We start from the raw sequence: 19,576 nt of genomic DNA on the forward strand, positions 1-19,576 counted from the left end.
ACGATGTGTCGCCGTCAAGGCGTCATTTCTTGTCGTTGCCGATCCATTTGCGGGCGGCCTCCTGGGCCTTGGCGCGGTCCTCGGGACTGAGGCCCGCCAGCGCATCGTCCAGCATCGGATCGCCCTTGCCGGCGGTTTTGGCGACAATGTGCCATTTCAGGGCCTCGACCTTGTCCACCGGCGCGCCCTGTCCACTGACCAGCACGCGGGCGAGGCGGTTCTGCGCGATCGGGCTGTTTTGCCGGGCCGCCTTGCGGAGCAGCGCCACGCCGGCGGCCTCGTTCTTCGGCGTGCCGGTGCCGTTATAGAGCGCGATCGCGTATTCGACCTCGGCATCGACATTGTCGGCCAGCGACGCGGCTTGCAGCAGGCGCACCGCCTTGTCGATGTCCTTGGGCACGCCGGTGCCTTCCTTGTAGAAGGTCGCGAGCGCGTATTGCGCTTCCGGATTGCCGGCGTCGGCTGCGATCCGCAGCAATTCGGCGGAACGTTTCACATCCTGCGGCAGCGTCTGCCCGTCGAGATACAGCAGCGCCAGGTTATACGCCGCCTTGGGATTGCCGAGCTTGGCGGCGGAAGCCAGCAGCTTGACCGCTTGCTCGCGGTTGACCGGGCCGCCGCGGCCGGAAAGCTTCATCATCGCCAGCGCAAACATGCCCTCGCGGTCGCCGGCGTCGGCGGCGCGCTGGTACCATTCGATGGCTTTCGCGTAGTCGCGCTTGACGCCGAGGGCGCCGGAGTAGAGCTCGCCGATCATCGTCATCGCCTTGGCGTCGCCGGCATATTGCGCCCGCGTCAGCGCCAGATCGAGCGCGGTCTTGTAGAGGCCGCGCTGATAGGCGCCGTAGACGAGATCGACATTGGGATCGTCAAAGCTGGGCGTGGGAGAAGCTGCCGGAGTGGGCGTCGCGGCCGGTTTGGGCGTGGCCGCAGGCTTCTTGGCGACAGTGGGCGCCTTCGGCTTCGGGGCCTCCTTGGAAGTATCCTTGGAAGCATCCTTGGAAGTCTCTTTGGGCGTCTCTTTCTTCGCGGCCGGCTTGCTGGCAGGCGCGGGCGTCTGCGCTGCGGGCGGCGTCAGCGAGATCTGCGCCGATGCGCCGGCCGCCGCCATCAGGCAGCAGCCAAGGATCGATATCGGACGCAGCAGTCTCATGTCCGGCGCTATCCCCGTCCGGTCGTCTGCTCGGTGGTGTCGTCCGTGCTCTTGTTTTTTCCAAACGCGGCGGCGTGGGCTTGCGTGATCGCCTGCTCGATATCGATCAGCGCCGCCTCGGGCCCGCGCGGATCGGCCCAGATGAAATCGCCGACAAGCACGAAATCCGCACCCGCGGCGGCAAATTCGCAGGCCTCCTCGCGTGAGGCCGCATAACCGACGCAGGGCGGTTCGAACAATTCATCCCACCATTGCAGGCGCTCGGCGATCGCTTCCGCCGATGGCCGCTCGCCCCTGGCGTCGGGTTCACCGAACAGCACGTAGTCCGCGCCCGCTTCGCCCGCGGCCATCGAATCGTGCCGCGTGGCGAGGCCGCCGACGCCGGCGATGCGATCGGGCTTGAGGGACGGGAAGGCGTCTTCGATGGAAGCGATCCCGGTCAGATGCGCGCCATCGGCGCCGCCGCGCGCCACCAGCTCGACATGGCCATCCAGCAGCAGCGCCGCGCCGCCGTCCTGAACGACGGGCGCCAGCGCCTTGATGCGCGAGATCATGGTGCGCTGGTCGGTCTCGCGCAGCCGCAGCAGCACGGCGGCGACGTCGGCCGCGGCGAGCAGGCCGGGGAGGCTGGCGATGAGCTGCGACGGGTCGTCCACGACCGATGTCGCGAGATAGAGGCGCGGCACCGGGCGCTGCGGAACGGGTTTGGCGGCCAATGCTATGCGACCTTCTTTTCCAGGCCGGCTTCCCACTCACCCTTGCTCGCCAGCGCATTCATTCGCGCCCGGTGCGTGAATGCGCGCTGGCCGGCCGCGACGTTCTCGGCCTTGCCCGACCACGCCTTTTGCGGCGCCGCCTGCAGCGCGCGGCCGTAGGAGAAGGTCAGTCGCCAGGGTAAACCACCGATCCGGTTCATGGCATTGAGATGCGCGGTCGCATCCTCGTCGGATTGTCCGCCGGAGAGGAAGGCGATGCCGGGGACTGCCGCCGGAACGCAGCTCTTCAATAGCCGGATGGTCTTCTCCGCGACCTCTTCGACCGGCGATGGCTTTGCGCTCTTCTTGCCTGATATCGCCATGTTGGGTTTCAGGATCATGCCCTCCAGCGCGACGCGCTGGACCCGCAATTCCTGGAATGTCTTGTTCAGGACCCGCTGGGTCACCTCAAAGCAGCGGTCGATGTCGTGATCGCCGTCCATCAACACTTCCGGCTCCACGATCGGCACGATCTGCGCCTGCTGGCACAACGCGGCGTAACGGGCGAGCGCATGCGCGTTGACATGGATCGCGGTCATGCTGGGGATATTCTGGCCGATGTCGATCACCGCCCGCCATTTGGCGAACCGTGCGCCGCGCTCGTAGTATTTCTTCAGGCGCTCGGCGAGCTTGTCGAGCCCGGCCGTGATCAATTCGCCGGGGCAGCCCGGCAGGCCCTGGGTCCCCTCATCCACCTTGATGCCGGGGATGGCGCCGGACTGTTCGATCAGCTTGACCAGCGGCGTGCCGTCCTTGGCATTCTGCCAGATGGTTTCGTCATAGAGGATGACGCCCGAGACGTATTTGCTCATCGCCTCCTGCGAGCGAAACAGCATTTCCCGGTAGTCGCGGCGCGTCTCCTCGGTCGATTCGACGCTGATGGCGTCGAAGCGCTTCTTGATCGTGCCTGAGGATTCGTCGGCGGCGAGTACGCCCTTGCCCGGCGTGACCATGGCGAGGGCGACCTTGTTGAGGTCAGCGAGATTCATCGATCCGTTCTCCAGACACCTGCCTTGCAAACCAAAATAGGCGGTTCTCGGGCAATTGCCTAGAAAACGTTCGTCGCGGCCGGCAGCCTCCGCGGCGCGATGGCGCTGTCTCAGGCGACCTTCGGGTCAAGCTCGCCCTTGCTGTAGCGCTTGGCCATTTCGGCCGTGGTCAGCACCTTCTTGATCTTGCTGGCTTGCCCTGCGGTGTTGAATTCCTGCAGCCGCTGCTTGCACAGCTTGGTCATCGCTTCCATCGCCGGCTTGAGGTACTTGCGCGGATCGAACTCTTCCGGATTGTCCTTCAGAACCTTGCGGATCTGCCCGGTCATCGCCATCCGGTTGTCGGTGTCGATGTTGATCTTGCGCACGCCGTTCTTGATGCCGCGCTGGATTTCGGAAACCGGCACGCCCCAGGTCGCTTTCATCTTGCCGCCATTGGCGTTGATGATGTCCTGCAAATCCTGCGGCACCGAGGACGAACCATGCATCACCAGATGCGTGTTCGGCAGCTTGCGGTGGATTTCCTCGATCACCTTCATGGCGAGGATGTCGCCGTCGGGCTTGCGGGTGAATTTGTAGGCGCCATGCGAGGTGCCCATCGCGATCGCCAGCGCGTCGACCTTGGTCTCCTGGACGAATTTGACCGCCTCGTCCGGGTTGGTCAGCAACTGGTCGTGCGACAATTTACCTTCGGCGCCATGGCCGTCTTCCTTGTCGCCCATGCCGGTTTCGAGCGAGCCGAGCACGCCGAGCTCGCCTTCCACCGAGATGCCGCCGAGATGGGCCATGCCGGTGACGGTCTTGGTGACGCCGACATTGTAATCCCAATCGCCGGGCGTCTTGCCGTCGGCCTTCAGCGAACCGTCCATCATGACCGAGGTGAAGCCGGCCTGGATCGCGGTCATGCAGGTGTCGGGAGCATTGCCGTGATCGAGATGCACGCAGACCGGGATCTGCGGATAGATTTCGGTGACGGCGTCCATCATGTGCTTGAGCATGATGTCGTTGGCGTAGGAGCGCGCGCCGCGCGAGGCCTGGATGATGACGGGCGCGTCGAGGCTGGAGGCGGCCTCCATGATCGCGAGCGCCTGCTCCATATTGTTGATGTTGAAGGCCGGCACGCCGTAATCATGCTCCGCCGCGTGGTCGAGCAATTGACGCAACGTAATCCGAGCCATCCGAATTCTCCTTGTATTTACAGCGCCCTAAGCGCCCATCTGCTGTCAGTTGAAGGTACTAGCGAATTTTTAGAACTTCGACTCCGGGCAGGGGTTTCCCCTCCATCCATTCAAGAAACGCGCCGCCCGCGGTCGAAACATAGGAAAAATCGCCGGCCACGCCGGCCTGGTTCAGGGCCGCGACGGTGTCGCCGCCGCCCGCGACCGAGATCAGCTTCTTGGCCTTGGTGCGCTCGGCGGCGTGCCTGGCCGATACCATCGTGCCGCGGTCGAACGGCGTCATTTCGAAGGCGCCAAGCGGGCCGTTCCAGACCAGTGTCGCGGCGTCGTCGATCGCAGCGTGGATCCGCGCAATCGATTGCGGGCCGACGTCGAGGATCATGCCGTCGGCCGGAATGGCGTCGAGGCCATAGGCATGCGAGGGCGAATTGGCCGCGAAATGATAGGCGACCACGGCGTCCACGGGCAGGATGATGGCGCAGTTGGCGGCCTCGGCTTTTTCCATGATTCGCAGCGCGGTCGCCGCCAGATCCTTTTCCGCCAGCGATTTGCCGACGCCGATGCCTTGGGCGTGCAGAAAGGTGTTGGCCATGCCGCCGCCGATGACGAGCGCGTCGACCTTGCTGACGAGGTTTTCCAGAAGATCGATCTTGGTCGAGACTTTTGCGCCGCCGATGATTGCAATGACGGGCTTGGTCGGCGCTTCCAGCGCTTTGCCGAGCGCATCGAGCTCGGCCTGCATGGTGCGGCCGGCATAGCCCGGCAGCTTGTGGCCGAGACCTTCGGTCGAGGCGTGGGCGCGGTGCGCCGCCGAGAACGCGTCGTTGACCCAGATGTCGCCGAGCTTTGCCAATTCGGCGACAAACGCCGGATCGTTCTTTTCTTCCTCTTTGTGGAAGCGGGTGTTTTCCAGGCAGAGGATGTCGCCATCCTTCATCGCGGCAACCGCGTTTGCGGCGGCCTCGCCAATGCAGTCATCGGCAAAACCGACCGGCTTCTTGATGACCTGCGCCAGCGCCGCCGCGACGGGCTTGAGCGACTCCTTGGCGTCGCGTCCCTTCGGCCTGCCGAAATGCGCCAGCAGGATGACCTTGCCGCCCTTGCCCGAGATCTCGGTGATGGTGGGGGCGACGCGCTCGAGCCGGGTGGCGTCGGTGACGCGGCCATTGTCGGTGGGGACGTTGAGGTCGACGCGCAGCAGCACGCGTTTGCCCTTCACGTCGACGTCATCGAGGGTGCGGAATGATTTTGTCATTGGGGTGGTCTCTTGTCCCGGGCGCACTGCGGCGCGAAACGCCGCTGTGCAGAACCGGGACCCATGGTTGGGCTGGTCGCGGTGCGAATGGGTCCCGGCTCTGCGGAGCAGCGTGAAGAACGCTGCACCGCGTCCGGGACACGGGACTAACTTACAGCAGCTTCCCCATCGCCACGGCGGTGTCGCCCATGCGGTTGGAGAAACCCCATTCATTGTCGTACCAGGACATCACCCTCACCAGCGTGCCGTTCTGCACCTTGGTCTGGTCCACATGGAAGGTGGACGAGTGGGGGTCGTGGTTGAAGTCGATCGAGACGTTGGGCGCGGTGGTATAGCCCAAAATGCCCTTCAGCTCCTGCTCGGAGGCGCGCTTCATCGCCGCGTTGATTTCCTTCACGTCGGTGGCGCGCTTGGCGACGATCTTGAGATCGACCACCGAGACGTTCGGGGTCGGCACGCGGATCGCGACGCCGTCGAGCTTGCCCTGAAGCTCGGGCAGCACGAGGCCGATCGCCTTGGCCGCACCGGTGGAGGTCGGGATCATCGACATCGCTGCCGCACGGCCGCGATAGAGGTCGCTGTGCAGGGTGTCGAGCGTCGGCTGATCGCCGGTATAGGCGTGGATCGTGGTCATGAAGCCGGTTTCGATACCGACGGTGTCGTTCAACACCTTGGCGATCGGAGCCAGGCAGTTCGTGGTGCAGGAACCGTTGGAGACCACGAGATGGTCGCGGGTCAGCTTGTCGTGATTGACGCCGTAGACGATCGTGGCGTCGGCGCCATCCGACGGCGCGGAAACCAGCACGCGCTTGGCGCCGGCGGTCAGGTGCGCAGTGGCCTTGGCCTTGGCGCTGAAGATGCCGGTGCATTCCATCGCGATGTCGACGCCGAGTTCCTTCCACGGCAGCTTCGAGGGATCGCGCTCGGAGGAAACCTTGATCTTGCCGTTGCCGAGGTTGATCGAATCGCCGTCGACGGTCACGGTGCCGGGGAAACGGCCATGCACGGAATCGAAACGCAGCAGATGGGCGTTGGTCTCGACCGGGCCGAGATCGTTGATCCCTACGACTTCGATATCCTTGCGGCCGGATTCCGCAATCGCCCGCAAGATGTTGCGGCCGATGCGGCCAAATCCGTTGATCGCGACCCGGATTGCCATGCTCGTTTCTCCTTTAATAGCTGGTGTCACCCCCGTGGAATGGTTCCACGGCGGTGCTTACGGCGGATCGCCCGGTTCGGCCGGGCGAGAACGGTCAAGATGAGCTTTTAGGTAGACCTTTTTGCCAACAAGCTCAACCGTCAGCAACGCGCCGCCGAGTTGAAGTTCCTGCAATGGTTGCGTAGAGCACGGTCAGGAACTTCGATAAGCGGCACACCAAAGTTAACTGCCGTCTACTGCCCTTTTGTGTCCGAAGTCCGCAGGGCCGCAAATGGCGCGCGAACTTCGGAAACGCGCAATAGTGCGTTTTCGAGCGAAGCGTGCCCTCGGACTTGATCCGGGGGTGGATACCGGTTCGCGCAAGGAAAACGCGTCAAAACAAGAGTCTAGAGCTTCGGTTCTGATTCAATCAGAACCGACAAGGTTCTAGAGGCGCTTCAGGGCAGCGTTAACCGCAGCCTCGGCGGTAATGCCGAAGTGCTTGTAAAGGTCCTTGGCGGGCGCGCTGGCGCCGAAGCCGTGCATGCCTATGAATTCACCATCCTGGCCGATCACGGCGTCCCAGCCCCAGCGCACCGCGGCCTCGATCGCGATCTTGACCGGCGCGTTGCCGATAACGGCCTTCTGGCGGTCCGCCGGCTGCGCCAGCAGCAATTCGAGCGAGGGCACCGAAACCACCCGCGACGCGATGCCGCGTTCGGCCAACTGCTTCTGGGCGGCGACCGCGATCTCGACCTCGGATCCGGAGGCGAACAGAGAAACCTTTGCCTCGCCCTGGGCGGCGACCAGTTCATAGGCGCCGTGGCTGCAGGGATTGTCGTTCGGGGCGGTCGTGCGCAATTGCGGCAGGTTCTGGCGCGTCAGCGCCAGCACGGTCGGGCCGTCGATGCGGTTGAGCGCGAGCTCCCAGCATTCGGTGACCTCGACGGCGTCGCAGGGCCGGAACACGCGCATGTTGGGAATCGCCCGCAGCGCCGCCAGATGCTCAACCGGCTGATGCGTCGGTCCGTCTTCGCCCAGCCCGATCGAATCATGGGTCATGACATAGACGACGCCCGCGCCCATCAGCGCCGCGAGCCGCATCGCCGGCCGCGCGTAATCGGTGAACACCAGGAAGGTGGCGCCATTGGGCGCAAAACCGCCATGCAGGAAGACGCCGTTCATGGCCGCGGCCATGCCGTGCTCGCGGATGCCGTAATGGATGAAGCGGCCCTTCGGCGTCTTGGCGGAAAACGCCACAGCCGATTTTGCCTTGTTGTTGTTGGAGCCGGTCAGATCGGCCGAGCCGGCGAGGAATTCCATCGGCATGGCGCCGGCGATTGCCTCGATCGCCGATTCCGAGGATTTCCGGGTAGCGACGTTCTGCGGCGTCTCGAGCAGCTTCTTCTTGTGGTCGCGCAGCGCCTTGGCGAGCGAGGCCGGGCGCTCATGGCGCAGCCGGCGCTCGAATTCGGCGCGCTTGCGCGGACCCAGTTCGCCGAACACGCCTTCCCATTCCTGGCGCGCAGCGGCGCCGCGGCTGCCGGCGGCGCGCCACGCCTTCAGGACGTCGTCGGGCACCGAGAACGGCTCGAGCGAGATGCCGAGCTTTTCCTTGGCGCCCTTCAGTTCTTCGGCGCCGAGCGCCTCGCCATGGGCTTTTGCAGTGCCGGCGCGAGTCGGTGCGCCGAAGCCGATGGTGGTCTTGCAGGCGATCATCGACGGCTTGTTGGACTTCTGGGCACGGGTGATGGCGGCTGCGATCGCCTTCGGATCATGGCCGTCGATCAGTTCGGCGGCCCAGCCGGCCGACTTGAAGCGCTTCACCTGGTCGACGGAATCGGCGATCGAGGTCGGACCGTCGATCGAAATGCCGTTGTCGTCATACAGCACGATCAGCTTGTTGAGCTTCCAGTGACCGGCCATCGCGATCGCTTCCTGCGACACGCCTTCCATCAGGTCGCCGTCGGAGGCGAGCACATAGGTGTGATGGCCGACCACCTTCTTGCCGAACTCGGCGGCAAGCATCTTCTCCGCCAGCGCCATGCCGACCGACGTTGCGATGCCCTGGCCGAGCGGGCCCGTCGTGGTCTCGATACCCTTGGTGTGGAAGTTCTCGGGGTGACCCGGCGTCGGCGATCCCAATGCGCGGAAATTCTTGATCTGGTCGAGCGTCATGTCCTTGTTGCCGGTCAGGTACAGCAACGCATACAGCAGCATCGAGCCGTGCCCGGCCGAGAGAACGAAACGGTCGCGGTCCGGCCACTTTGGCTCGGCGGCATCGAATTTCAGGAACTGGGTGAACAGCACGGTCGCGATGTCGGCGGCGCCCATCGGCAGGCCGGGATGGCCGGATTTCGCCTTCTCGACGGCATCCATGGCGAGGCCACGGATCGCATTGGCCATACGGGAATGATCGACCTGCGTCATGATGAAAATCCGCCTGAAATGAGGTGCTTGGTTGCGGGGTGCGTACCGGGAAGGGCCGCAATACGAGGGCTTTGGCTAGGGAAGTCTGGGCTGGATAGCACCTCAAATCCCGGAGTCCAAGGCAAGGAAACGCCAATCCGGTGCGAAAGGTTGCTTAATGCATGACCCGGAAAAGTGGAGACCGGTTTTCCGAAGAGGTCATGCTCAGACAAGACCGGTAGATCGGGATGACCGGTCATCCCGATCTACCGGTGCATAGCTTCGCGCGGGCGTTGCGCTGTCCTCGCTTGCCACGTAAATTTAGCGGCCTAACCGCTTGCCGAACCGCAGATTTTGCTGTGCGGCCGGCTTAACCGAAGGTGCGCGCTGTCTCTCATGAGCGATCGTCCCGCCAACGGGGCCGGCAACCCCGAGCTCGCCTTTGCCGACATCGACGCTGCAACCCGGCGGCTGATGGCGGCGCTCGATGCGCTGGAAGCTGCGGCCGAGCGGCGGCGTGATGCCGACCGTGACGAGAATGAACTCGCGAGCCGGATCCAGGCACTCGGCGCCGACCGTTCGCGCCTGGCCGACGAACTCGACGGCTCGCTGGTGAAGACCCGGCGGCTGGAGCGCACCAACCGCGAGATATCGGAAAAACTCGACGCCGCGATCGGCACCATCCGCGCCGTGCTGGACGCCGGAGAAAGCTCATGAGCCACATCAACGTCACCATCAACGGCCGGCAGTACCGCATGGCCTGCGAGGAAGGGCAGGAAGTGCGTCTGCTCAAGCTCGCCGAGAGCCTGGAAGCGCGCGTCGAATCGCTGCGCGGCAAGTTCGGCGAGATCGGCGATGCGCGGCTTACCGTAATGGCGGCGCTCACCGTGTGCGACGAACTGCTCGACGCCAACCATCGCATCCGTGCGCTCGAGGAAGAACTCGACGCCTTGCGCAATGTGCGCGTCGCAGCCACCGATCGCGCCCGAACGACGCAGACCGCGGTCGCCAACGCGCTCAATGCCGCAGCCGACCGCATCGAAAAGACCACGCAGATGCTGAACCGCACCATCGGCGGCGGCGTCGCGATCGGGTAGGACGTTGCCCGCCGCAGGCTTATCCGCCTTTGCGGGGAGCACAACGACGAAGCAACCTATCCTGGCTTGATGACCCATCCTGTCTTGAGAACCCATGGATTGCTTCGCGGAGCCTGTCGTCAGGCGCGCATTCACGCGACCCGCTGGTTCGCAATGCCGCATCCCGTCCTCCATTCGGTTTTTGCAAGTCATTGCCGGAGATGTTACCGAAATGGAATGTTCGTGACGGGAGGCTTTCGTGAACCTGAACGAGATTCGTACATTTGTGACGGTGGCGCGGGTCGGGTCGATCCAGGGCGCCGCCAGACAGTTGCATATGACGCAGTCTGCGGTGTCGCGGCTGGTTCAGCGGCTTGAGCTCGATCTCGGCGCGACGTTGTTTGACCGACAGACCAAGCCCCTGATTCTGACGCACGATGGTCGGGTAGCGCTTGAGCACGGGCAACGTGTCCTCCATGCGACGGAAGCGTTTTCCGAGGCTCTCTCGCCCGCGGCGGCACCGAGCGGCGTGTTGCGTATCGGCGCCGCTCACGTGCTGGCTGAGCTTGTCGCAGAACGCCCGCTGGATTTGTTGCGATCCACGTTTCCGGATCTCACCCTCCAGATTTCCATCGACTGGGCCGGAGCCTTGATCGAGCGATTGCATAGCGGAGCTCTCGATGCTGCAGTGATTTCGCTGCTCACCGAGGGCAAGCCAAGAAGCGAACTTCCGGCGCGCCGACTTGGCAAGGAGCAGGTACGAATCATGGGTGCTGCCAATCTTTCGCCGGCGCGCTGGCGCTCGCTGCGGGCGATGAATGAAATCGGCTGGGTGATTCAGCCGGAAGGCTGCGGCTATCGCACGGCCCTGACACAGGCGCTTGAGCGCGAGGGCGCCGGGCCGCCGAAGGTGATCGTCGAGGCGTTCAGCAAGGATCTGCAGCTATCGGTCGTCGCGCGCGGCGCTGGCTTTGGGCTGTTGCCCGTGAGCCAATTGAATGCGGTTGCGGGCAAGCGAAAGATCAAGACATTTCATGTCCCCGACTTTCAGCCTGCGGTCTCGACATGGTTCATTCGCCGGCTTCAATTGGGACGGTTGTCTCGACCGCTTGATGACATCGAGCAGGCGCTTTCGCTCGTCATCGCGAAGTGACCGATATGGAATATTGGAACTACATATTATGAATTTGCTACCGGTCGTGCCGCCGGCGTAACGGAAGCGGGCCAGTTGAAATGCCCTGACCTCAGGTGCGGCGGCTGGTCCTGTTCATCCGTCAAACGGAGGCTTCGATGACCCCAACTTCTCAAGGCGTGGTTTTTCAAGAGTTGACCGCGCCCGCCGTGAGCCCTGCTAGCCGAACCAGCCTGACTCAGGCCGTGCAGAAATATTTCGACCTTATGTACGATTGCGACACGTCGCACCTCCTTGAGGTCTTTCGATCCACCGCCCACCTTCACGGATTTCGCGACGGGCAGATGATGTCGTGGTCGATGGAGACCTACAAAAACGTCCTCGATAAGCGCCAATCGCCGAAGTCGCTTGGCGCCGCTCGCGCCGATGAGATCCTGCAGATGGATTTTGCTTCAGCGGATATGGCCTTCGTGAAGGCGCGCGTGCAGATCGCTACGATGGAATTCGTGGATTATCTGACTTGGCACTGCATCGATGGCAAATGGCTGATTACGTCGAAGGGCTTTTACCTTATGTCCGATGGCGATCCCGGAAAACGCTGAAAACTCACGCTTAACGCTGGCGGTTTGGGCCCATCGTAGCTACATTGGCAGGGCGAAGCTGTGTCGCGCGTCAGAAGCCATATATCCCCGGGGCCTTATCGATCCTTCCGGGAACTGTCCCTGGCCGGGTCCGTGGATCCGGTCATATGGTGCCCACCTACTTTCGTAGGGAACTCCGGGATCGAGTGCTTCAACGGCCATTACGGCTTCGCACTTTTGTTTCGGTTGATTTTTGCGTCGAGCTTTTACTCTACCGGCTTCACCACCTAGGCCCTGCAACTTTCGCTTCGTCCGTCTTCGCGGGCGATGTTCGGCGGAACAGAACGCTGCATGACGGCAAGTGCTTCGAAAGCAGACCTTCGCGCTGCCGCTTTGGCAAAGCGCGATGCATTGAGCGACGAGCAGCGCACGGCTGCCGCGCAAGCTCTCGCCAAGCGCGGACTGCCGTTTGAGATCACGCCGGGCATGGTCGTGTCGGGTTATTCGCCGATCCGCAACGAGATCGACCCGGCACCCTTGATGCGCAAGCTCGCGGAAGCAGGCGCGAGGCTGGCGCTGCCGGCGGTGATGGCGCGTGGCAAGTCGCTTGCCTTCCGTGCGTGGTCCGGGAACGACCGGCTGATGCTCGGGCCACTCGGCATTCCCGAGCCGTCGCCGGCGGCCGCCGAGCTCATTCCCGACATCATGCTGGTGCCGCTGGCGGCGTTCGACGCCGCGGGGCACCGGATCGGCTATGGCGCCGGACATTACGATTTCACGCTGGAGCATTTGCGCAAGGCGAAAGCCATTGTCGCCGTCGGCGCTGCGTTTGCCGTGCAGCAAATAAAGGCGGTTCCGGCCCAGCCGCACGACGTGGCGCTGGATTTTGTGCTAACGGAAAAGAAAGTGTTCGATTTCCGGAGCTGAATTTTGCGCATCCTCTTCATCGGTGACGTCGTCGGCAAGACCGGCCGCACCGCCATTTCCGAGCATCTCCCCGGCATGGTCAGAGACTGGTCGCTCGATCTCGTCATCGTCAACGGCGAGAACGCGGCCGGTGGCTTCGGCATCACCGAGGCGATCTATCAGGATTTCCTCGACGCCGGTGCGGATGCGGTCACGCTCGGCAACCACGCCTGGAATCAGAAGGAGGCGCTGGTGTTCATCGAGCGCGCGCCGCGCCTGATCCGCCCCTTGAACTTTCCGCGCCATACGCCGGGCCGGGGCGCCGCGCTGATCGACACCAAGAACGGCAAGCGCGCGCTGGTCATCAACGCCATGGGCCGCGTCTTCATGGAGCCGCTCAACGATCCCTTCAACGCGGTCGGCAAGGAGCTCGACGCCTGTCCGCTGCGTGAGGCGGCCGACGCCATCGTGGTCGATTTCCATGGCGAGGCGACCAGCGAGAAACAGGGCATGGGATTTTTCTGCGATGGCCGCGCCAGCCTCGTCGTCGGGACCCATACCCATGTGCCCACCGCCGATCACCAGGTGCTGCCCGGCGGCACCGCCTATATGAGCGACGCCGGGATGACCGGTGATTACGATTCGATCATCGGCATGCAGAAGGAAGAGCCGCTGCATCGCTTCGTCACCGGCATTCCCTCCGGCCGGTTCGAACCGGCGTTCGGTGTGGCGACACTAAGCGGCGTCGCGGTCGAAACCGACGATGCCACCGGACTGGCGCTGCGAATAGCGCCAGTGCGGGCGGGCGGCAGGCTGGAGCCGGCGGTGCCGGGATTCTGGACCGGCCACTGAACCGGCTTACGAGAAGGTGTGATGCAAAGGTTTCTGGTCTTCCTGCTGGCGTTGGTGCTGTCGCAGCCGGCGTCCGCGCAAGAGCTCACTCAGCGCCCGGTATCGCAGGACCCGGTATCGCTGCAGGACATGACCGGGCGGCTGGAGAAGTCCGCGATCAACACGGCGAAGGTCGCGCCGAAGGGCGCGGCAAGAGGATCCTCGGTGGATTTCTCCTGGGCTTCCAGCCCTGAAGAATACCGCGCGCTCGCCAAGCATGTGCTCGTGCTCGTCAGCGTGGTGACGCAGGACGCTGCCGAGCTCCCGCTGCGCCGGGTCTATGTGAACATCGACGGCCGCGAAACCGAGCTGATCAGGTTGAGCAGCCAGCTCAGCGGCGTCCGGAAAGGCTCGAAGACCTACTCGATGCTCGGGCCCTATCGTGAGGACGGCTTCTACCTCGCGCCTGCCGGCACCATGATGGCGGACGGCTATTTGCAGGCCGATTTCGCGGTGCGGCGGAACGGCTTCAATCTCTACAAATTGCCGGGGACGCCACCGGATTTCATCAAGGCGGACAGCAATCCGCTGCCCGCGCCCGACGCCAAGCCGGAAACGCCGGTGCTCAAGGCGATGCTGCTGCGCGAGTACAAGGGCTTCGAATTGCCCGCAGCCCTGCGCTAGATTCCGGGCCAGCGGTCCGGACGCGGGTTTGCCGGATTAGCGGTACGCGCTCAGTAGCGCGCCGGTACGTACATCTCCGGCGGGACCGGACCGCGCTGGTAATCCGGATTGCGCACGCGCGGCGGCAGGATGACGGGGGTCTGCGGGACCTCGTTGTAGGGAATTTGTTCAAGCAGGTGGGCGATGCAGTTCAGCCGCGCCTTCTTCTTGTCGACGGCCTCGACCAGGTGCCACGGCGCCTCGGCAATATGGGTGCGCTCCAGCATCGCTTCCTTGGCCTTGGTGTACTGCTCCCAGCGGCTGCGCGCCTCCACGTCCATCGGGCTGAGCTTCCACTGCTTCAGGGGATCGTGGATCCGCATGGTGAAGCGCAGATGCTGTACCTCGTCGGTGATCGAGAACCAGTATTTGATCAGGATGATGCCGGAACGCACCAGCATGCGTTCGAATTCCGGCACCGAGCGGAAGAATTCCTCGACGTCGGCTTCGGTGCAAAATCCCATCACCCGCTCGACGCCCGCGCGGTTGTACCAGCTGCGGTCGAACAGCACGATCTCGCCGCCGGCCGGCAGATGCGAGACGTAACGCTGGAAATACCATTGGGTGCGTTCGCGCTCGTTCGGCGCCGGCAGTGCGGCGACCCGGCAGACCCGCGGGTTCAGCCGCTGCGTGATGCGCTTGATGACGCCGCCCTTGCCGGCGGAATCGCGTCCCTCGAAGATGACAACCACTTTCAGCTTCTGGTGCTGCACCCAGCTCTGCAGTTTGACCAGTTCGCCCTGCAGGCGGAACAGTTCCTTGAAATAAAGCCGGCGGTCGACGGTTTCCTCGGCGGAATGGCTTTCGAATTCGTTGGTCAGCGCGTCGAGGCGGTCGTCGTCGATCTCGAGTTCCAGTTCCTCGTCGAAACTGTCCATCATTTCCGCGTGGATGCGATCATGGATCGAGCCATTGACTGGTTTTTCGGTCATCAGAATACTCCGCCCAAGAAAGCGTAAAGGAAATGCACAGCATCACCGTTAGTTTCAAATGCGCATGTCAGTGGTGTGACAGCGCGCGCCGGGCAAGGCGTTTTGACGTCTGTCGTTCAGGATTGCCGAAAACCCATGCGGAAGGCGCCCCAATGGCGGCCGCGCACGTGGATGGGCGAGGAGAGGTCTTTCATCAGCACGAAATTGCCGCCGCCCATGTCGCGGCGGTAGGTCTGCAGCAGGAACGGTTTTGTGTTCGCCGCCACCTTCTTCACCGCGCGATCGCTGAACAGGCGGCGGTTGCGGCAATTGGCGTTGTTCCAGACCGGGTCGGGCCCCTGCGGCAGGCGGTAGTTCGGATTGTGGGTCGGCAGATAGCCGCCCTTGGCCCAGGCGACGCAGAACACGATGCGCGGATCGCTCTTCTGGATCGGGTCCTGGATCGAAGGCAGGACGCGGTCGGTGAAGGCGACATAGTCGGTCAGATATTGCTTCGGATCAGTACCTGATATTTCGCGGTATTTCTCGTCCATCAACTGCTCGACGGTGATCTCGCCGCGCGCGACGGCGGCCTCGAAAGCGTCGGAAATCTGCTTTGCGGTATCGATCACCACGCGGATCAACGGCGCATCCGCCGTCTCGACGCCGCTGTCGGCGATCAGCTCGATCAGGCCTTCCGACAGTTCGAGCAGCTTCGCCACCCGTCCGTCGGCCTGCTTCAGCTCGCTGGAAGACAAATCGACGCCTTGGGCAAGCTGGCCGAGTTCCTCGATCACGCGGTCGCAATGGCCGAGATTGGACGTCGCGGCCCTGGCGACGCCGTCGATCTCATAGCCTACGGACGCGATGCCCTGGTGCACGCGCGCGATGATGCCGCTGATCTGCTGTGCGCCTTCACCGGCGCTCTTGGCGCGGAGCGAGGCGTCGCTGCTCTCCCCGATCAGGCTGCCGATCTGGCCGTCGAGATCGCGCATGGTCTCGGAAATCTGCTGCGTGGCCTGGCGCGTTCCTTCCGCGAGGCTCTTCACCTCGTTCGCGACCACGGCAAAGCCGCGCCCGGCGGTTCCGGCGCGCGCCGCCTCGATCGTGGCATTGAGCGCCAAAAGGTTGGTCTGCTTCGCAATCGCCTCGATCGAGCCGGAAACTTTTGCAACCTGCGACAGGGCCGAGCCGACGGCGCTGAGGCGGGCCTCGATGCGGCCGACCGCTTCGACGAGTTCGGCGATGTGGTTGACGGCCGTATCCACCGCGCTGCGCGACTGGACGATCTCCACGACGGCCGCGGACGTGGTCGATTGCACCGCCTGCGATGCATTGGCGATGTCGCGGTTGGCCGAGACCATCGTCTGGGCCGTCTTCTGCAAGTGGTGGAACCGGTCCGACTGGTTCGCGACGCGGCTTGCGACCTCCTGGACGTTGCCGGCGATATCGGCAAGCTCCACGCCGAGCCCGCCGATGCGGTCGGCAAGCTGGTCAATGAGTCGTTCGGCCAGTGTCTGGTTGGAGTGAGTGTCCAGGACCGCACGCTGCACAAAGGACATGCTCGAGGCTTTCTCCAGTCAGAGCCGATGATCGGCCCACCGCGGCGAGCGCATTCCAATTCCAAGTCTAGGCGCGATTCGCGCCTTGGCGTCTTGCCTGAGAGCGAACTGCTAAAGCGTTTTCAAGCGAAGTGGTTTCCGGTTCGCGTCAAGAAAACGCGTCAATCAAGAATCTACAGCCTGTAGGCCGTCCGGAAGCCGCCCCAGTGGCGGCCCTTGACGCGGATCGGCACGTCGATCTCGCGCATCATCACGGTGTTGCCGTTGCCCATGTCGCGGGCGTAGCTCTGCACCAGATAGGCGCGCTGGTTGCGGCCGGCAGCAAGGCCCGCGGGATCGTTGAAGATGCGGCGGTTGCGGCTGTTGGCGGTGTTCCAGGTGACGTCGCCGGGCCGCTGCGGGTGTGAATAGATCTTGTTGTGAACCGGCAAATAGCCGTTCTGGTCGATGACAGCGCAGAACGCCATGCGCTTGTCCCTGGCGAGGAAGGCCTCCTGGAACGGCGGCAGCGCGCGGTCCGCCCAGTCCAGAATCTTGGTGCGGAACTGCACCGGATTGCTGCCGGATATTTCGACATAGTTGGTGTCGAACATGTCTTCGATCGAGATCGCGCCGCTGGCGACGCCCTGCTCGAAAATTTTCGTCAGCGCGGCGCCCGCTTCCATGGCGCGGGTGACGAATTCGGTGTTCTCGTCGTGGATCGCCCACAATTTGTCTTCGATCGCCTCGCGCAAAGCGGCATCCGGCCGCTCGAACTGCGCCTGCGCGCCGGCCTTGGATCGCTCACTGACGCGAATTTTGCAGGCGCCGATATCCGGCAGCGTGGCGTCGAGGCTTTGGTTTGGCGGCAGCTTTTCGGCATCCGCGCCGCTGATCAGAATACCGTCGATCGAAATCTCGTAGACCGGCGCCGTGATCAGGCCGCGCGGGGTCTGGATTTCGATTTGGAGGCTGCAGGGCAGCTTTTCCTGTTTGCGCTGGCCCTGGCGCTCGCTTTGGCGCAGCAGCACCGCGCAGCGCGATTTGAGCTTCTGCGCAAAGGTCGTGACCGCGCGGCCGGCATTGGCGACGCTTTCACCATGGGCTTCGGCTTCCTTGGTCGCAACATCGATCTCGGTGGCGCTTTCGCCGACCGAGACGATGAAGCGCGACGCGGAGGCGGCATTGTCGGACATTTCGCCGGTGGTCTGGCTTTGCTCGGCAACCGCGCCGTTGACGTTGTCGAACACCGGCCGGATCAATTCGATCGCCTGCGAAATCCGATGCACGGCGTCGACCGAGCCGGCGGCGTCGCGCTGCAGCGCTTCGATCTTCCTGGTGATTTCCTCGGTGGCGTTCTGGGTCTGCACCGCGAGCGCCTTCACCTCGGTGGCGACGACGGCAAAGCCGCGCCCGGCTTCGCCGGCGCGCGCGGCCTCGATGGTGGAATTGAGGGCCAGCAGCGTGGTCTGCCTTGCGATCTGCGCGATCAGATTGACGACGTTGCCGATCGCCGCGGACGATTCGCGTAAGCGGTCCACATTGGCGCTGGCTTCGCGGGCGGCCTCGCTGGCCTGGTCGGCGAGCTTGCCGGCGTCGCGGACTTGCTCGCCGATGCCCTGGGCCGAATGGGTGAATTTGTCGGCGGCCTGCGAGAAGGTGGTCGCGGTAGACTGGGCTGCGGTGGTGCGGCCGGTCAGGGCATCGGTGCGGTGGCGGATGGTGGTCAGCGTCGCCGCGGTCGCCTCGGCGCCGCCGGCGACCGAATGGGCCGCGCGCTCGAGCTGGCGGATCATGCCGCCGAGTTCGAGTTCCAGCAGTTCAAGGATTTCCTTGGCCGAATCGTTTTCAGGCGCGGGCGCGTCGGTCGCAGCCACAACCACCGGAACCTTAAGTTCGACGGCAGCCGCGGTCGCTTCCGGCACGCGCTTTCGAAACAAACCGAACGCCATGAGGGCTCTTAAAAGTTGAGAATGTGGGGCGCATCCTCTCATCCGGGCATGAAGTCATGGTTAACAACTGCCTGATATTCCGGCATACGGGCACTACTTAAGTACCAAAACGGCCGTGAATCTTTGATTTTGGCCGGTTGTCGGCCTATAAGGCCGCGTTTTCATCCAAATCCGCTCACGAACGAATCCAAGAGACCCCGCATGGCCGGCCATTCCCAATTCAAGAACATCATGCACCGCAAGGGGCGGCAGGATGCCCAGAAGTCGAAACTGTTCGGCAAGCTGGCGCGGGAAATCACGGTTGCGGCCAAGATGGGCCAGCCCGATCCGTCGATGAACGCCCGGCTGCGCGCGGCGATCATTTCCGCTCGCCAGGAAAACATGTCGAAGGATTCGATCGAGCGCGCCGTGAAGAAGGCGAGCGGCGGCGAGGGCGAGAACTACGACGAGATTCGCTACGAGGGCTATGGCCCCGGCGGCGTCGCCGTGATCGTCGAGGCGCTGACCGACAACCGCAACCGCGCGGCCTCCGATATCCGCTCCTACTTCACCAAGTCCGGCGGCAACCTCGGCGAAACCGGATCGGTTTCCTTCATGTTCGATCACACCGGCATCATCGAATACGACGCCAAGGTGGCCTCCGACGATGCGATGCTGGATGCGGCGATCGAAGCCGGCGCCGACGACGTGATCTCGAGCGAGAGCGGCCACGAAATCTATGCCTCCAAGGAAACGTTTCGCGAGGTCGCCAAGGCGCTGGAAGCGAAATTCGGCGAGGCCCGCAAGGCGGCGCTGACCTGGAAGCCGCAGAACACGGTGCCGGTGGACGACGAGACCGGCGAGAAGCTGCTCAAGCTGATCGACCATTTGAACGAGCACGACGACGTGCAGAACGTCTACGCCAATTTCGAGGTCTCGGACGCGCTGATGGCGAAGATGGGCGGGTGATCTGTCGTCCCTGCGAACGCAGGGAGGTGGATTCACACTCGAAGTGCAACACTTGGGCAAAGGACTCCGCAGGGGTCCTGTAGTCAAGGCATTTGCGC

General features: G+C 63.6%; 18 protein-coding genes and 1 other RNA gene. 9 read left to right on the forward strand and 10 right to left on the reverse strand.

Features of this window, described 5'->3' with window-relative positions:
* Positions 1 to 22 precede the first annotated feature (22 nt).
* From JQ629_RS33180 to tkt, 7 genes are all read right to left on the reverse strand, one after another.
* The gene (locus tag JQ629_RS33180) at positions 23 to 1,153 is read right to left on the reverse strand and encodes a tetratricopeptide repeat protein (protein WP_212416194.1); all 1,131 of its coding nucleotides are present in this window, start codon (positions 1,151 to 1,153) and stop codon (positions 23 to 25) included.
* A gap of 8 nt (positions 1,154 to 1,161) precedes the next feature.
* The gene (locus JQ629_RS33185) at positions 1,162 to 1,869 is read right to left on the reverse strand and encodes a thiamine phosphate synthase (RefSeq protein WP_212416195.1); all 708 of its coding nucleotides are present in this window, start codon (positions 1,867 to 1,869) and stop codon (positions 1,162 to 1,164) included.
* A 2-nt stretch (positions 1,870 to 1,871) separates the two neighbouring features.
* Positions 1,872 to 2,897 carry a class I fructose-bisphosphate aldolase gene (locus JQ629_RS33190; RefSeq protein ID WP_212416196.1) on the reverse strand — a complete coding sequence of 342 codons (1,026 nt, stop codon included), beginning with the start codon at positions 2,895 to 2,897 and terminating at the stop codon, positions 1,872 to 1,874.
* A 110-nt stretch (positions 2,898 to 3,007) separates the two neighbouring features.
* Positions 3,008 to 4,075, reverse strand: coding sequence for a class II fructose-bisphosphate aldolase (fba, locus tag JQ629_RS33195; RefSeq protein ID WP_212416197.1), 1,068 nt, complete (start codon positions 4,073 to 4,075; stop codon positions 3,008 to 3,010).
* Between the two features lie 58 nt (positions 4,076 to 4,133).
* Complete coding sequence (locus tag JQ629_RS33200) at positions 4,134 to 5,330, reverse strand: phosphoglycerate kinase (RefSeq protein WP_212265544.1); 1,197 nt, start codon at positions 5,328 to 5,330, stop codon at positions 4,134 to 4,136.
* 151 nt (positions 5,331 to 5,481) lie between these two features.
* The gene (gap, locus tag JQ629_RS33205) at positions 5,482 to 6,489 is read right to left on the reverse strand and encodes a type I glyceraldehyde-3-phosphate dehydrogenase (RefSeq protein WP_212032939.1); all 1,008 of its coding nucleotides are present in this window, start codon (positions 6,487 to 6,489) and stop codon (positions 5,482 to 5,484) included.
* 426 nt (positions 6,490 to 6,915) lie between these two features.
* Entirely contained in the window at positions 6,916 to 8,898 is a 1,983-nt protein-coding gene (gene tkt, locus JQ629_RS33210; protein ID WP_212416198.1) for a transketolase, read from the reverse strand.
* A gap of 375 nt (positions 8,899 to 9,273) precedes the next feature.
* Here tkt and JQ629_RS33215 point away from each other — a divergent pair, with 375 nt between their 5' ends.
* The 8 genes from JQ629_RS33215 to JQ629_RS33250 all read left to right on the forward strand — a co-directional run bounded on the left by JQ629_RS33215 (position 9,274) and on the right by JQ629_RS33250 (position 14,087).
* Positions 9,274 to 9,594 (forward strand): DUF4164 domain-containing protein, encoded by a 321-nt coding sequence (locus JQ629_RS33215; protein WP_192736870.1) that lies wholly within the window; start codon positions 9,274 to 9,276, stop codon positions 9,592 to 9,594.
* Entirely contained in the window at positions 9,591 to 9,974 is a 384-nt protein-coding gene (locus JQ629_RS33220; RefSeq protein WP_212416199.1) for a cell division protein ZapA, read from the forward strand. Before JQ629_RS33215 ends, JQ629_RS33220 begins: the two co-directional genes overlap by 4 nt.
* A gap of 238 nt (positions 9,975 to 10,212) precedes the next feature.
* On the forward strand, positions 10,213 to 11,106 hold the full coding sequence (locus JQ629_RS33225; protein WP_212416200.1) for a LysR family transcriptional regulator: 894 nt from the start codon (positions 10,213 to 10,215) through the stop codon (positions 11,104 to 11,106).
* A gap of 137 nt (positions 11,107 to 11,243) precedes the next feature.
* Complete coding sequence (locus JQ629_RS33230; RefSeq protein WP_212265549.1) at positions 11,244 to 11,687, forward strand: nuclear transport factor 2 family protein; 444 nt, start codon at positions 11,244 to 11,246, stop codon at positions 11,685 to 11,687.
* Between the two features lie 52 nt (positions 11,688 to 11,739).
* A non-coding RNA gene (gene ssrS, locus JQ629_RS33235) (6S RNA) lies at positions 11,740 to 11,900 on the forward strand.
* Positions 11,901 to 12,017: 117 nt separating this feature from the next.
* Complete coding sequence (locus tag JQ629_RS33240) at positions 12,018 to 12,593, forward strand: 5-formyltetrahydrofolate cyclo-ligase (RefSeq protein ID WP_212416201.1); 576 nt, start codon at positions 12,018 to 12,020, stop codon at positions 12,591 to 12,593.
* A gap of 3 nt (positions 12,594 to 12,596) precedes the next feature.
* A complete protein-coding gene (locus JQ629_RS33245; RefSeq protein ID WP_192736867.1) occupies positions 12,597 to 13,424 on the forward strand; it encodes a TIGR00282 family metallophosphoesterase in 828 nt (275 codons plus the stop codon).
* A 21-nt stretch (positions 13,425 to 13,445) separates the two neighbouring features.
* On the forward strand, positions 13,446 to 14,087 hold the full coding sequence (locus JQ629_RS33250) for a hypothetical protein (RefSeq protein ID WP_212416202.1): 642 nt from the start codon (positions 13,446 to 13,448) through the stop codon (positions 14,085 to 14,087).
* 50 nt (positions 14,088 to 14,137) lie between these two features.
* On the opposite strand, the gene ppk2 is transcribed toward JQ629_RS33250, so the two are convergent.
* From ppk2 to JQ629_RS33265, 3 genes are all read right to left on the reverse strand, one after another.
* Positions 14,138 to 15,058: a polyphosphate kinase 2 gene (ppk2, locus tag JQ629_RS33255; RefSeq protein ID WP_212416203.1), complete on the reverse strand. Its 921-nt coding sequence runs from the start codon at positions 15,056 to 15,058 to the stop codon at positions 14,138 to 14,140.
* Between the two features lie 116 nt (positions 15,059 to 15,174).
* Complete coding sequence (locus tag JQ629_RS33260; protein ID WP_212416204.1) at positions 15,175 to 16,599, reverse strand: methyl-accepting chemotaxis protein; 1,425 nt, start codon at positions 16,597 to 16,599, stop codon at positions 15,175 to 15,177.
* Between the two features lie 173 nt (positions 16,600 to 16,772).
* Positions 16,773 to 18,530 carry a methyl-accepting chemotaxis protein gene (locus JQ629_RS33265; RefSeq protein WP_212416205.1) on the reverse strand — a complete coding sequence of 586 codons (1,758 nt, stop codon included), beginning with the start codon at positions 18,528 to 18,530 and terminating at the stop codon, positions 16,773 to 16,775.
* 201 nt (positions 18,531 to 18,731) lie between these two features.
* On the opposite strand from JQ629_RS33265, the gene JQ629_RS33270 reads away from it, so the two are divergent.
* Complete coding sequence (locus JQ629_RS33270; protein WP_212416206.1) at positions 18,732 to 19,478, forward strand: YebC/PmpR family DNA-binding transcriptional regulator; 747 nt, start codon at positions 18,732 to 18,734, stop codon at positions 19,476 to 19,478.
* Positions 19,479 to 19,576: the final 98 nt, after the last annotated feature.

This window comes from Bradyrhizobium sp. AUGA SZCCT0222, assembly GCF_018130205.1.
GTDB lineage: Bacteria > Pseudomonadota > Alphaproteobacteria > Rhizobiales > Xanthobacteraceae > Bradyrhizobium.